Genomic DNA, 13,466 nt, shown 5'->3' on the forward strand with positions numbered 1-13,466 from the left:
GTGAAGCGCTAAGATGAAATTCCAGCGCTTCAGTTTCAGCTTACTGCTTCAATTGAAATCGGGAACTAAACGCGACAGGAGTTGCGCTCCGCAGGCTGCGTGGAAATTGTCGAAGAGCAAGCCTCAGGCGGCAGTCGCACCCGGCCAGTTCTGGCGCGTGTGCTGGATCAACTGCGCGTTGGCGATACACTTGTCGTGGTTCGGATCGACCGCCTTGCCCGCTCGCTTTCTCACCTCTTGGAAATCATCGAGCGGCTGGAGGCAAAAGGTGCGCACTTCCGCTCGTTGCAGGATCCGATCGACACGGCGTCGCCGCAAGGCAAGTTCACACTTCAGGTGTTGGGTGCGGCCGCAGAGTTCGAACGGGCGCTGATACGCGAGCGCACCAAGGCCGGGCTGCGATCTGCGAAGGCGGCAGGGCGGGTTGGCGGCAACCCAGGGCTAAAGGCGGGCGATCCCGTGGCAATCCGCAAGGCAAGGGCCGCGCGAGTGGAAAGCCACTTTCAGAAGCTCAATGCCAATGCGGACCAATGGGTGCCCGAGGTCCGCCGTCTGAGACCGGGCCTGCCGTGGGAAGACGTGCTGCGCATCGTCAATTCAGGCCTGCCGCGCGAGGCGCAGCCTTGGTCTCTGCCCCGCCTGATCCGTGCTGCCAAAACCTTCGTCCGCGAAGGCCTGCTGCCGGAAACCATCCTTTCCCGCGCCACCTCATCCGACAAGGATGATCGCCTACCGGCCATCGTCGCGGGCATCAAAGGCGCAGATCCCGAGATGCCTCTTCAAGCTATCTGCGACCGGCTGGAGACCATGCGCGAACGGACACCTAGGGGCCGCAGCAAGTGGGAGCCGTCATCGGTCAAGATGATCTTGGAGCGGGCGAAGAAGTTGGGGCTGTTGTAGTAGGTAACGCTTTTCGGTGCCCATTAGGCCAAAAGGCATTCAACCGACGGGCTTAGACGAAGAATCGCTTGCGATGCTAAAGCGAACACGATTGCCGTGGTCAGGTCTGCTACAGCGTTACTGAGCCTGGTCAGAGATTTTCCAAGCATCACGCGTGGGTTCAAGGGCGTCGGGTCCTGTGGATAAGTCTCACGACATTTTCTGTAATCTTTACAACCTCCTACAACCAATCTTTAACAGGTCACTTTAGCCCCTTCGCATCATATGGTGCCATGGTCGGCAGAAAGCACAAGATCGCCGCACAAGATTTGCCTTGAGTTTCTTCCCGACGGGCGTCATATCTGTAACGCGAAAACTAAGAAAACGACGTCCACTGCGTTCCTGCTGGCACCGATTGACTGCAGATCACGGGTAACGCTGAAGAGATGTCTCGAGACAGGCGAATGATGATGCACCAAGTGTTGCATGACAAGCTCAAGGCAGACGCAGAGCGGCTTTCTGAAGCCCTTGAACATATGTCGAAGCTTTTTCTGGCACCGAAGGAAGAAAAGACACTCCGCGCCTTCACAAGCGCAGAGGTCGGAGAGTTGTTGCGGGTGAGCGACGGCTATCTGCGCAAGGCGCATTTCGACGGCAGAATTCCGGAAGTCGAACAGGGACCGGGTAACAAGCGCCTTTATTCCGCCGAGAACATCCTCCAGATCCGCAACATTCTGGCTCAGAATGCAAAGGATCCGTTTCAGTTCCTTCCCGGTCGGCGACAAGGTGACAAGCTTCAGATCTGGTCAACCGTCAACTTCAAGGGCGGATCCAGCAAAACTACGACCACCGTGACTCTCGGGATGCGGCTCGCCCTGCGTGGATACCGTGTGTGTTTGGTCGATGCAGACCCTCAGGCCTCACTGACGACCTTCTTTGGATACCAGCCAGAGATCGACTTCCGCCACGGCGGCACGCTGTATGATGCAATTCGCTACAACGATGGCGAAACGTCCCGGGTGCCAATCGTGGACGTTTTGCGCAAGACCTACTTCCCGAACCTGGATCTAGTGCCCGGTGGGATCATGCTCTCGGAATTCGAAACCGAAACTCCAACCGCGCTGAGCCGTGGCGAACAACCCGTCTTCTTCAATCGGATCCGCGACTCGCTGCGACAGGTTGAAGACGATTATGACATCGTTTTAATCGACTGCCCGCCTCAGCTTGGCTATCTGACGATGGCAGCGGTCTGTGCATCGACGTCGCTTCTCATGACCATCATCCCTGAGCGTGTCGACCTGGCCTCGGCCAGCCAGTTCCTGACGATGGCGTCGGGCGTGTTGGAAGTCCTGTACTCGAACGGTGGCATCGGCGCGTATGACAATTTCGCCTACCTCCTGACGCGCTTCGACACCGCTATCAGCACGCAGCAGGACTTGTCTGAATGGCTCAGGCAATTGCTAGGCGACAGTGTGATCAAGACGCCCTTCGTGAAGTCTTCGGCGGTTAGCGAGGCCGGCCTTTCGCAGAAGACAATCTTCGAAGTGGACCTCGCTACGACCAAGAACCGAAAGACTTATGAGCGAGCCCTAGAGTCGGTGATGAGCTTTTCAAATGACATTGAAAAGATGATCCAGTCAGCATGGGGTCGAGGGGGCACAAATGAAGCGTGATCTTCTTGCCAAGAGCCTAGCACAAATGGGCTCAAAGCCTTTGGTTGCTGCCGAGGCCGGGTCGAAGGTGGACGAAAGCTCGCCTCGTTCCCTTAAGAGCATGTCAGACGTCCTTTCTCAGGTCTCGGCACAAGCGGCCCAGGACGTGGATGTCAATGAGATCGGCGATTCTGAAATCGCGGATCGTTTTGACGTATCCGAAGGGCTTGATGATCTGATCGAGTCCATCAGGACATCAGGACAACAGCTCCCTGCACTGCTCCGCTATCGCCGTGGCCCTGGCCCTCGCTATGAGGTGGTTTACGGACGCCGCAGAATTGCCGCGTGCCGCGTGCTTGGGATCAAGGTCAAGGCTTATGTCAAGGAGATGGACCACCGTGAGGCGCTTGTCTCACAGGCCCTGGAAAACTCTGCGCGCCTAGAACGCAGCTTCATCGAACAAGCCATTTTCGCCACCAAGCTAGAGGACCAGGGCTTCACCCGGGCCGAGATCGGCGATGTGCTAGCTGTCGACAAGGGAACGCTAAGCAAACTGATTGGCGTTGCCCGAGACGTGCCCGACGCAGTGATCTACAAAATTGGCGCCGCGCATGAAGCAGGCCGTCGCCCATGGCTGGAACTGCGTCGTCTGGTCAAAACCGAAAACGCCCCTTCAGACAGTTCAGTCCTCTTGCTTGTTCCTGAAGAAGGCACTGCGGCAGAGAAGCTCAGCGCTGTCATCGATGCGCTGCAGAAGGTTGCGGATGCACAGCAGAACGCAGCGGAGTCTGCCGCCAAGGGCCCCTCCCCTGCCCCGCTCAACAAGATGCCCGCAACTTCGGTGGCTTTCAGGTCCAAAGGCCAACGTCTTTTGATCGAGGTTTCCGATAAAAAGGAGCGCGGGTTCATCAACTTCGTGGAGACGCAGCTTGAGCGCCTCTACAAGGAGTGGAAAGAAAAATCATGACGCCGAAACGGTTAAGTGATTAATCTTTATAGGGTTGGCCATGGTCAACCCTAATCAAACAGGCAAGAAACAATCAAAAAGGAGGCAGACGTAGCGCAAAAAGAAACCCCCCGAAGGCGGTGAAGCACTCCAGAGGGTCCCGATTTACTCGCAATCTATTGGTACCCAAAAAATCGAATCACTGCAACACCGATTTCGGTGACCGGTATCCTTTTGCTGTCTGAAAACAGATGGAACAAGAAGCAGTCACGACCATCGAGGTCGAGGCACAGTTGAGTTGTGCGCCTTCAATCTTCGATTCTTTCGCCGGTATTGGCACGACCGAACACCAGCCACACTTCGCACCTGTAACGCGGCGCGCGCTTATGGCGGCGGTCAACACCACAAGTCGCGCACTGGGCCTGCGGCCGCCTACAGTCGTTGTGCTTGACGCACTCTTGAGCTGCCTTCCCTGCAACGATCCGAAAACAGGGAATGACAGCCCAATCACGCCACTCACCCTGCTGACCGTGTTCGCTTGCAACGACACTTTATGTTTCCGCGCTAAAGGCATAACGGACAGGCAACTTCGGCGACACCTTGAGAAACTTGAGGCCGCGAATCTAATCCAACGGCGTGACAGCGCCAACGGCAAACGATTCCCAATTATGCGCAACGGTAAAGTCATCGGCGCGTTCGGCATCGACTTGTCGCCCCTGCTCGCACGGTCTGGCGAAATCCTTGCACTGTCTCAGAAACATCGTCAGGAAGCTGACGAACTTCGAGGCATGAAAGCGTACATCCAAAAACTGCGCGGTGAATGCCTCTCCCTATGCCTGCACGGCGAGACTCTTGAGTTCGTCGAAGCCGCCCGCAACTTTATGCGTCGAACCGGAGTAACTGTACTTCAGGCAAGCAGCGTCATCAGCAGACTTAAATGCATCCTGCAAAGCAAGGTAGTCACTCCAAGCGTACCGCATCTCGAAGAGTTGGCCGCGGCCAAAAATCCAGAACACGAACAACGCCAAGAACAAGCACCGTCTTCTAACTCGAACAAACCGACCGCCTCAGACGGGCAAAATGTCCGGCACAAAGAGACTCAAAAATCATATACAAAAAAAACCTTCCCGCGCACGATGACAGAGCTATGGGCTTGCTTGACCGAAATCCCGGCCTTTTATCCAGACTACCCCACCACAGAACACGGCCTCCTACAGCTGCTATTTGAATTTGGTAAGATGCTAAGAATAGACAGCGCTCTGTTGGGTAGGGCGGTGTCTGTGCTTGGCCTAGCAGAAGCGATTCAGGTGGCAGATCAAATGGCCTGCAAGATCGACCAGGTCAAAAGCCCAGACAACTACCTATCGAGAATCCTAGCCGGCTGCGCCAAGACAAGAGTTGGCCATGGCCAACTTTGCGTTGGTACATAAATCATCCAACTGAAACGCGCAGCCCTGCCGGTCTGTCGTTGGCACCTATGTCCAGTACGAAAGTGAGAGAATGGTTGGTTTGAGGGTGGCGGGAAGTGAGATCGGGAGAGTGGCTCCCGGCGCCCGTCGTGGAGAAGACCTGATGGCCCAAGCTGCCCAGAAGATCACCCTGTCGTCCTCACGGGACATCCCCTTTGACAAACTGGTGCTGAGCCAGTCCAACGTCCGGCGCATCAAGGCTGGTGTGTCGGTGGAAGAGTTGGCCGAGGACATCGCTCGTCGTGGCTTGTTGCAAGGCCTCAGCGTTCGGCCTGTGTTGGATGCCGATGGCGTCGAAACCGGCAAGTTCGAGATCCCGGCTGGCGGTCGACGCTTTCAGGCGCTGTCGTTGCTGGTGAAGCAGAAGCGGCTCGCGAAGACCGCGCCTGTGCCTTGTGTGTTGCGTGATGTGACATCAGATATTCTGGCCGAGGACGACTCCTTGGCTGAGAACATGCAACGCGTTGCCTTGCACCCGCTCGATCAGTTCCGCGCCTTTGTTGCTTTGCGCGACAAGGGTCAGGGTGAGGAGGCGATCGCGGCGGCCTTCTTTGTGACGCCGCAGATCGTGAAGCAGCGGTTGAAGCTCGCATCCGTGGCCCCTGCCCTGCTCGAGGTCTACGCCGAGGATGGCATGACGCTGGAACAGCTGATGGCCTTCACGGTGAGCCCCGATCACGTGCGCCAGGTGCAGGTCTGGGAAGCGGTGAAGAGCTCCTGGAACAAAGAGCCCTATTCGATCCGGCGCATGTTGACCGAAACCTCTGTGCGGGCCTCCGATCGGCGCGCAGTGTTTGTCGGTGTTGATGTCTATGTAGCGTCTGGTGGGGTTGTCCTGCGCGATCTCTTCCAAGGCGATGATGGCGGTTGGTTGGAGGACCCTGCCCTGCTTGACCGATTGGTCGCGGACAAGCTGCAAGTCGAGGCGCAGGCAATCGCCGCTGAGGGTTGGAAATGGATCGAGGTGTCCACTGACCTGCCCTATGGCTACAGCCACGGTCTGCGGCGTCTGGTTGGTGAACCGATGTCGCTCAGCGCGGATGAAGGTGCAGAGCACGCTAAGTTGCTCACTGAGTATCGCGCACTGGAAGAAGAATACTCTGGTCAGGACGAATACCCCGAGGAGATCGACACCCGGCTCGGCGAATTGGAAGCTGCCATGGAGGCCTTTGAGCAGCGCCCGCTGATCTTTGATACGGCAGAGGTCGGTCGCGCCGGCGTCTTCGTAACGCTGGATCGGGATGGCAACCTGGCAGTCTATCGTGGCTATGTCCGACCGGAGGATGAGCCTCGCGAAGAGACCGCGGCCAACTTCGGCGATGAGCTGGGTGTGGTAGGGCAGGGGGCTGATGTTGGTGTCTCCGGCTATCAGCTTCCCTCTGGCCCGTCTGCGGCCACCGTCATCACTTCCGGGGGCCAGCCATTCAGTGCCGGACTGCCAGACGATGAGGACGATGGCCCGTTGAAGCCTTTGCCAGAGCGTCTGGTCATGGAGTTGACCGCACATCGCACCCTCGCCTTGCGCGAGGCGATTGGGCGTTCGCCCGACGTCGCCCTGACCCTTCTGCTGATGAAGCTCGTCAATGACACCTTCCGCAGCTCGGGCGCATCGGGCAGTTGCTTGGAAGCTTCTGTGCGCACCGTCTACCTGTCGGCTCAGGCGCCTGATCTAAAGGACAGTCCGGTGGCCAAGGCCGTGGACGATCGTCATGCTGCCTGGGAGACCGATCTGCCGCTTGGCGACGATGCTGTGCTCTGGGATTATCTCTCGGCCCTCGATCAGGCCAGCCGTCTGGCTCTGCTGGCGCATTGCCTGAGCTTCGGGATCAGCGCGTTGCATGAGAAGGTGAACCCTTATGGCGCGGGCATCACGGCCAGCGGGTTGACCCGGCGCATGGCGCAGTCCGAGATCGTGGCCCAAGCCGTCGATCTCGACATGATCGCCGCAGGCTGGGAGCCGACGGCGGACACCTACCTGAACCGGGTTCCCAAGGCGCGCATTCTCGAAGCCGTGCGTGAGGCGAAGGGGGAGGGCACCGCACAGTTGCTCGACCATCTGAAGAAGGGTGAGATGGCGACAGAAGCCGAGCGCTTGCTCAAGGGCAGCGGCTGGTTGCCGGAGGTTCTGCGGCGCAGTGATCTTGCTGCTCTGGACGGCGATGGCGCTGCAGAAGGGCAGGGGGCTTTGAGCGAAGAACCCTTGGGCGATCAGGACAACGTCGAGGAAATCGACTTGCCCGCCTTCCTGAGGGCCGATTTGCCCGTGGAAAGCACCGTGATGATGGCTGCGGAGTGATCTGAGCCCCCGAGGGCGGATTTTCCCGCCCTCAATCACAGTAAAACACAACAATATCAATATGATGAGTGCGAATGCTCGCATTCAGGATGAGGAATCATGTCTGCAAACACAATAATCGACCAAGCGCCCTTGGGCGCGCTCATTCGTTACACCGACGGCAGTCCAAAGCCGCCTGCACGCTTCACCAAAAAGTTGGCGGCGTGGGAAAGGTCCAACGGTGTTGGCCGTCTGGTGAAGAAAGAGCCGCTGCGGCCCTTTCCGACCTGGACGGCCCCGGCGTCCTTCACGTTGCATGAAGGCAACTTCTCCTCGGAGGGGGTCATCCTCGTTACCATCATGCGCAGTCATTCGGCCGACAGCCAGCTCAACTTTGAGGTGGTCGAGGAGCCCAAGGTGGGGCAGGTCCGCGTGCTCTTGGATTTCGGGGGCAGCACCGAGCTTTTGCATCTGGCAGCGTCCGTCACAGCGGCGGGGCTTTGGATCGCAAAGGAAGGCTATCGCAACGCGCGGCTCGAGATCGTCGGCGACGATTGCGGTGACGGGGCAGGGGGCGCGCGTATCGCCGCCTGAGCCTTCACAGTGACCAAGGGGGCCCGCCGCACGCGGGCCTCTCATCCAACACCAACCTGTCCCGCGCATCTGCGCGGGGCACCAAAGGCTCCATCCCCAGTAAGGCCTCGGTCAACCAAAAGCTTGTCTGCAAGGCTGGCGGGGTGAGCAGGATCTTGGGGACAATTCGGCTCCTTGTGTCAAAGTACCATCCCCCGCTTGCCAGTCCCTTCCTTGGCCCAAAGCCGGTCTTCGAGATCAACCCGCAAGGGGTCGGACTACGGGGCGAGCCCGTGCCGCCGGCCGGATTCGGGGCAAGCCCGAACGCACCCGGTGATGTCAGCCCGTCTTTGGGCCTGCGGGTTCCTGTCAGCGCGGGGGATGGTCCCTCGCCTCCCAGCAGGAGCCAAAACAGATGTCCCGCAAAGATGCACACGCCTTCGCCGCCAGCCTCGCCGCCACGCTCATGGTTTCGATCGTGGTCTTTCAGGCAGGGGATGGAACCTTTGGAGCCGTCCCCGCCGATGAAATCGACGGGGACGAGGTCCAGGTGCTGGCTGAGTATGATCCCTTCGCGATTATGGCCCGCTGAGGGCCATCTTCTCGGCAAGCGGCTGAGGTGCCGGGCTTTTCGCCCGGCACCCTGCCCTTGGCAGTGCACATAATCAGAGGCCTTTCAGGAAAGCCAACAGGTCATCCGATGCCTTGAACCTCTTCGTGCTGATGACAGTTGGTTGAAGTCGAAGCAGAGCTTCCTCCTTCATCTTCATGTCGGCTGACAGGTAGATAAAGGTTGTCGCCGGGCTTTCGTGCCCTAGCCACAAGGCTATGACAGAGATATCGACACCAGACTGCAGCAGGTGCATGGCGGTCGTGTGCCGAATGATGTGCGGTGACACGACGCGGTTGCCGAGTCTCGGTTCAGCCCGACTGGCGCAAGCGACTGCGACGGCAAGTCGACGCGCGATGCTCGACCGCGTCATTGGTTGACCGAAGGTGCTGGGGAACAATGCACTACTTGAACTCGGATCATCCAGCCGTCTGATCCACTTGCGCAGAGTTGATGCTGTCTGTTGCCAGAGGGGGACGCTGCGCTGTTTGCGACCTTTTCCCTTGAGATGTGCAACAGAAGTTGGCCCAAGCACGATATCGTTCAGTGTCAAACCGGCAACTTCTGAAACGCGGGCCCCGGTGTTGTACATCAGAGCCAGCATGGCGCGGTCACGTTGCCCGACCCATGTTGCCGGATCCGGTGCTGCGACGATCGCATCTATCTCGGCTTTGGTCAGGAAGCCCAAGACAGGTTTGTCGCACCGCTTCGCAGGCACAGCCAGGACCTGCTCGATTGAGGCCATCGCCGAAAAGTCTTTATGAGCTGCATATTTAAGGAACGCTCGGATCGCTGCCAATCTGGCGTTTCTGCTGCGGACGGAGTTGCCCCGCTCCTTCTCCAGATGGTCTAGAAAGTCGAGCACCAGTGCTGCATTCAGGTCCTCTAAGTGAAGGTCGGTCGGACTCTTGCCAATCGTCTTCTGTGCAAATCGCAGGAGAAGCTGAAATGTGTCCCGATAGGCGGCAACCGTATGTCGGCTAACAGCCTTCTGTTGGCCGAGGTATTCGACAAAAAACTGTTGAAGCAGATGTGGAAATGAAGGGCGCATGGCTGGGTCACGCATGATCGATGACCTCCATCTTTTGCGCGCTGCGTTCGAACCTTAAGCTGGTCAGCGCCATTAATTCTGGCACCGCCTCCATGTACCAGTAGGTGCTTTTAGGCTCGGCGTGCCCGACATAGGTAGACAGAGCCAAGATGGCGTTATCGATATCAACACCGTGTTCCAACCAGAGCATCAGCCTGCGGCAGACGAAGGTGTGCCGCAGATCATGCAGTCTGACCCAAGGGTGACCACCCCTCGGCCGAATGTCATGGCGTGCCGGCAATCGTGTGAACGCGTGAAACGCCGTTGCGTATTCGATTGCCCGACCGTCGACATGGCCGGTGAAGAAATGGTCCGCGCCACCGTTGCTAGCGAAATGGTTGCGATGCGCCAGATACCGGTCCAGCGCCCGTACTGTGGTTGGATGAAGAGGAACAATCCTGCTGCCTCCGAATTTGCTCGCCCTTATTGTAAGTTGCCCGAGGCTGAGGTCGGTATCTGCAAGTCGTAACGACAACGCCTCTGATATCCGCAAGCCCGTTGCCGCGAGGAGGCCGAACATTGTTGTGTACGTCGCCGGCCGCAAAGGCACGGTCGGCAGCAGTTTTGCTGCTTCTTCAATGATCCTCTGGATCTCTGCGCTGGTGTAAATGTGCGGCGCGAGGCGCCTTGCCGCCTGCCCGAACGGACTTCCGAACGGAAATCGTGTCGCTGGATCGATTTTGGCCAAAAATCGCGAGAATGGCCGGAGTGAATCGAGGCGTCTGGCCCAAGTGTAGGGGTCAGCTATCTCAGCTCCATCTCGAGCCCACCCAAGGCAAAGCTCGACAGTCATGGGCCAGGTGTGTCCACGGTCTGCTGCATACCGGGCAAAAGCAGATACCCGATTGTCAGAACTCACCCCTACGAAACCCCGGCGATATCGATCATCGAGAAAGGCAACGGCCGCTTCGATCAAGTTAAAGGGCTGGTTCATTGGATATCTCCCGGCCAGGCCAAGGAAACCGCCGTCAGCCAGGCTGTATCCAGTCTTGTGTAGATGACCGTCGTGCTTAGACTTCTATGGCGCATCACATCAGCGATAATTGGCATTGGTGTCCCGGCGGACAGCAGCCGTGTCGCCAACGTGTGCCTCAACACATGGACCCGACTGCGATCCCAGCCAAGACGGTCATAGGCGGCCAGCATTGTGGCTTGGACAGCCCGCCGCCCGACAGGTTGTCCAACCGGCGCCGATGTTCTGACGAAGATGTTACGACAAGTCGTCGATGGACGTTCCTTTTGAACATAATTGGCGATTGCCTCGCCAGTCGGTGCGAGCAAGGGCATGACATCTGCTCTTCGCCCCTTGCGATTGGCGACACGTATGGTCCCAAGATCCCAATCGATATCATCGAGCGTTAGACCGGCAACCTCGCTTGAGCGAAGGCCGAGGTCGATCAGACATCGTGCAATGGCAAATGCTCGCCGCCACCTTGGAAAGTCGCCGCGAAAGGCGTTCAACAGCGCAGCGACTTCTGCATCGTTTAGAACTTCTGGAAGCGCAGACGGGTTGGCACGCGCAAGCGTTGGCATGGCCCTCATCAGATGCGATACGTCATCACCCAAGAGTTGTCGGTATCGCAGGTAACATCGGATCGACCCTGAAATCCAACGTGCGCTACTGCTACCTCGATTGCCATCCCCCAATATAAAGCGTTCCAAGTCGTCGGGTGATATATTAGCTAAATCAATACGTTGACTATTGAAGCACTTGCTGAGGAACCTCTTGATCGTCCGACATCGTGCCGACCGAGTACTGTCCGCATAGCCCCAGACCTGCTTCATCTTGATATCAAAGGCCTGCAGTTCGGCGTCGATTGCTGTCGTTGGCTTTGGGACCGCGAAGCCGTGGGCCTGCATCACCCGCTCAAGCAGCTGCAGCGCAGACCGGTAATGTTTTGGATCGCTGTGCGTATGGCGCTTAGAGGTGCATGTTGGCAAATGGTTTTGCAGAAAGTCACAGACGTGCTCATGCCGGACCAGCCGCATGCCGATCCCAGAGGATCGAAGCCAGTCTCCAAAATGGAAAACGGCGGCAAAGTAGCGGCCCTGAATATCCGGGACATATCGCCCTTCGATTAGGGTTTGTCGGTAGGCCGGGAATACCGGCGCAAGTAGGTTGCCCGGATCGTCCGTCAGCTTGCGCATGCATAGTCTGGTTCGCATCTTCGATCTCCTTTGTTACAAAGATCGAAGTGAAGCCTCTGATTATGTGCACTGCCAAGGGCAGGGTGCCGGGCGAAAAGCCCGGCACCTCAGCCGCTTGCCGAGAAGATGGCCCTCAGCGGGCCATAATCGCGAAGGGATCATACTCGACCTTATGGAGACATCGCCATAAGGCTGAGATCGATCCGTGGGCGTAATGCCCACGGTCCTTAAGAAGGCCCGGGCATGGCGCGAATGCGCCTCCGGGCCTTTCGCCTGTCTGCCCTTAAGAGCCTGACAGGCACAAGGCGCCGACCGCGTGTCGGCATCCCGAAAACCAAGTAATGGAAACGCGCATGCCTGCGCATTATCTCCTTAGCGCGATGCTCTGCTGGGTGCCTCGCATTGCCGCAGTTAGGGCAGGGGGCCCTTTCATGGTGAGACTTTTGCATTTTGTGAACATGACAGAGCCGACATGTTCACAACACCCGGTTTCGTTAACACGAACGTCCCACTGCTGGGTTACGCACAGGCGGTCAGTTGACTGCCAGGTCCTCAGGCGATTTACCTGCGTCAAGGGCTGCGACAAACCACAGCGGCTTGCGCCCCCGGCCTGACCAGGTGAGGGCCGCGTTTTCTGGATGGCGGTATTTCGCGGCGGCGGGCGCACGGGTGGGTTTCACCTCAGTGCCGACCAGTTCGGCAAGAGAATAGCCCATCTCTTTGGCAATAACCTCGAGCTTTCTGCGGGCATCGCTTTTCTGCCGGTCCTCAAATGTGGAGATAGCCTTGGCCAGATCCTTCTGCAGGCTCTTGAGCTCTTTGAGCGACAGTGTCTCAACGTCGAATTCAGCCATGGGTGCCTCGTGTCCAAAATGATGCCCTTGGGATAGCCGTCACGGCGCGGGCTCGCAACTCCGATCGGGCTGGGGCGCGAATGGCAAGCAAAGTGGCTCAGAGGTGATCCGCCGCTATGGGGGTAAGGACTTCGGGCTTACCGTCTTATCAGGGCGAGGAAAGACATGTTCTGCAAGAGCCCCCGATCACTCCTGTCCCCGGTGACATCCCTTCGACTGACAATCCCCTAAGCCTGTTCGGGTTCAATCGTGCAACCCCACGTCAGTCCGGGCCGTGTTGGCCGCCGTTTGCGTCCTGCCCGCTCCACCCCGGACCTTTGGGGGTTTCCGTCTGGTCTGATGGCCCAGCCGTGCACGCCTCACCCGACAGGCTTCTTTCGGGTCTTGTCGAAGGGACGGTCCCAAGGACAGGAAACACAGGAGCTTAACATGCAGAACATCGTCATCCTCGCCGGCAACATCGGTCAGAAGCCCGAAGTCCGCGCCACCCAGAGCGGCACCAAGATCACCAACTTCACCCTCGCCACCTCGCGCCCCCGTCTTTCGGAAGGTCGCGCGATCCGCGACGAAAACGGCTATCGGGTCATGGACACCGAATGGCACCGCATCACTTGCTTCAACGGTCTCGGCAAAACCGTCGCTGAGCACTGCGAAAAGGGCATGAAGGTCATGGTCCACGGCCGTATCCACTACACCAAGTGGACTGACGCAACCGGCGTTGATCGCTACGGCTGCGAGATCATCGCCGAGAAGGTCGATTTCCTCAGCCGCCCGAAGGCGACCGAGAACGAAAACCCCGAGTTGGTCGACCGCGATGATGAGATCCCGTTCTGAAAAGAACGGTGTTTCCCCGAAAGGGCCCGGCGGGGAAACCCGCCGGGCTCGGTTGCTTTCGGCCCAGAGCCGACCTCCGCAGTCAGCTACGATGCTGCAACGCAGCGTCCCCAAAGCGGCCATTCGTGCATTGTGC

Annotated in this window: 11 protein-coding genes and 1 pseudogene; 8 read left to right on the top strand and 4 right to left on the bottom strand. The window is 58.2% G+C overall.

Annotated features, from left to right (window positions below):
- Window positions 1-75: 75 nt before the first annotated feature.
- The 7 genes and pseudogenes from ACEN2J_RS19290 to ACEN2J_RS19320 all read left to right on the top strand — a co-directional run.
- Window positions 76-900 (top strand): annotated as a pseudogene (locus ACEN2J_RS19290) (recombinase family protein); the annotation flags it as partial.
- A 443-nt stretch (window positions 901-1,343) separates the two neighbouring features.
- Window positions 1,344-2,552, top strand: a complete 1,209-nt coding sequence (gene repA / locus ACEN2J_RS19295) for a plasmid partitioning protein RepA (RefSeq protein ID WP_008030564.1) — start codon at window positions 1,344-1,346, stop codon at window positions 2,550-2,552.
- Entirely contained in the window at window positions 2,542-3,498 is a 957-nt protein-coding gene (gene repB / locus ACEN2J_RS19300; protein WP_288997869.1) for a plasmid partitioning protein RepB, read from the top strand. The genes repA and repB overlap by 11 nt, the downstream gene beginning before the upstream one ends.
- 230 nt (window positions 3,499-3,728) lie before the next feature.
- The gene (locus ACEN2J_RS19305; RefSeq protein ID WP_442108183.1) at window positions 3,729-4,907 is read left to right on the top strand and encodes a helix-turn-helix domain-containing protein; all 1,179 of its coding nucleotides are present in this window, start codon (window positions 3,729-3,731) and stop codon (window positions 4,905-4,907) included.
- A 142-nt stretch (window positions 4,908-5,049) separates the two neighbouring features.
- Entirely contained in the window at window positions 5,050-7,242 is a 2,193-nt protein-coding gene (locus ACEN2J_RS19310; RefSeq protein ID WP_442108185.1) for a ParB/RepB/Spo0J family partition protein, read from the top strand.
- Window positions 7,243-7,341: 99 nt separating this feature from the next.
- Window positions 7,342-7,815 (top strand): hypothetical protein, encoded by a 474-nt coding sequence (locus tag ACEN2J_RS19315; protein WP_442108187.1) that lies wholly within the window; start codon window positions 7,342-7,344, stop codon window positions 7,813-7,815.
- A gap of 394 nt (window positions 7,816-8,209) precedes the next feature.
- Window positions 8,210-8,386: a hypothetical protein gene (locus ACEN2J_RS19320; protein ID WP_442108189.1), complete on the top strand. Its 177-nt coding sequence runs from the start codon at window positions 8,210-8,212 to the stop codon at window positions 8,384-8,386.
- Between the two features lie 73 nt (window positions 8,387-8,459).
- Here ACEN2J_RS19320 and ACEN2J_RS19325 read toward each other — a convergent pair whose 3' ends face one another.
- The 4 genes from ACEN2J_RS19325 to ACEN2J_RS19340 form a co-directional block, all read right to left on the bottom strand.
- On the bottom strand, window positions 8,460-9,470 hold the full coding sequence (locus tag ACEN2J_RS19325; RefSeq protein WP_442108191.1) for a tyrosine-type recombinase/integrase: 1,011 nt from the start codon (window positions 9,468-9,470) through the stop codon (window positions 8,460-8,462).
- On the bottom strand, window positions 9,463-10,428 hold the full coding sequence (locus ACEN2J_RS19330; RefSeq protein ID WP_442108193.1) for a tyrosine-type recombinase/integrase: 966 nt from the start codon (window positions 10,426-10,428) through the stop codon (window positions 9,463-9,465). The genes ACEN2J_RS19325 and ACEN2J_RS19330 overlap by 8 nt, the downstream gene beginning before the upstream one ends.
- Window positions 10,425-11,660, bottom strand: a complete 1,236-nt coding sequence (locus ACEN2J_RS19335; protein ID WP_442108195.1) for a tyrosine-type recombinase/integrase — start codon at window positions 11,658-11,660, stop codon at window positions 10,425-10,427. Before ACEN2J_RS19335 ends, ACEN2J_RS19330 begins: the two co-directional genes overlap by 4 nt.
- A gap of 515 nt (window positions 11,661-12,175) precedes the next feature.
- A complete protein-coding gene (locus ACEN2J_RS19340) occupies window positions 12,176-12,496 on the bottom strand; it encodes an H-NS histone family protein (protein ID WP_442108197.1) in 321 nt (106 codons plus the stop codon).
- A gap of 429 nt (window positions 12,497-12,925) precedes the next feature.
- On the opposite strand from ACEN2J_RS19340, the gene ACEN2J_RS19345 reads away from it, so the two are divergent.
- The gene (locus ACEN2J_RS19345) at window positions 12,926-13,330 is read left to right on the top strand and encodes a single-stranded DNA-binding protein (RefSeq protein WP_108437625.1); all 405 of its coding nucleotides are present in this window, start codon (window positions 12,926-12,928) and stop codon (window positions 13,328-13,330) included.
- Window positions 13,331-13,466 lie beyond the last annotated feature (136 nt).

The organism is Pseudorhodobacter sp. W20_MBD10_FR17 (assembly GCF_052119765.1).
In the GTDB taxonomy this organism is placed as follows: Bacteria; Pseudomonadota; Alphaproteobacteria; order Rhodobacterales; family Rhodobacteraceae; genus Pseudorhodobacter.

Coding starts and splice junctions, on each gene's coding strand:
- repA (WP_008030564.1), top strand. CDS start 1,344: ATGATGATGCACCAAGTGTTGCATGACAAGCTCAAGGCAGACGCAGAG.
- repB (WP_288997869.1), top strand. CDS start 2,542: ATGAAGCGTGATCTTCTTGCCAAGAGCCTAGCACAAATGGGCTCAAAG.
- ACEN2J_RS19305 (WP_442108183.1), top strand. CDS start 3,729: ATGGAACAAGAAGCAGTCACGACCATCGAGGTCGAGGCACAGTTGAGT.
- ACEN2J_RS19310 (WP_442108185.1), top strand. CDS start 5,050: ATGGCCCAAGCTGCCCAGAAGATCACCCTGTCGTCCTCACGGGACATC.
- ACEN2J_RS19315 (WP_442108187.1), top strand. CDS start 7,342: ATGTCTGCAAACACAATAATCGACCAAGCGCCCTTGGGCGCGCTCATT.
- ACEN2J_RS19320 (WP_442108189.1), top strand. CDS start 8,210: ATGTCCCGCAAAGATGCACACGCCTTCGCCGCCAGCCTCGCCGCCACG.
- ACEN2J_RS19325 (WP_442108191.1), bottom strand. CDS start 9,470: ATGCGTGACCCAGCCATGCGCCCTTCATTTCCACATCTGCTTCAACAG.
- ACEN2J_RS19330 (WP_442108193.1), bottom strand. CDS start 10,428: ATGAACCAGCCCTTTAACTTGATCGAAGCGGCCGTTGCCTTTCTCGAT.
- ACEN2J_RS19335 (WP_442108195.1), bottom strand. CDS start 11,660: ATGCGAACCAGACTATGCATGCGCAAGCTGACGGACGATCCGGGCAAC.
- ACEN2J_RS19340 (WP_442108197.1), bottom strand. CDS start 12,496: ATGGCTGAATTCGACGTTGAGACACTGTCGCTCAAAGAGCTCAAGAGC.
- ACEN2J_RS19345 (WP_108437625.1), top strand. CDS start 12,926: ATGCAGAACATCGTCATCCTCGCCGGCAACATCGGTCAGAAGCCCGAA.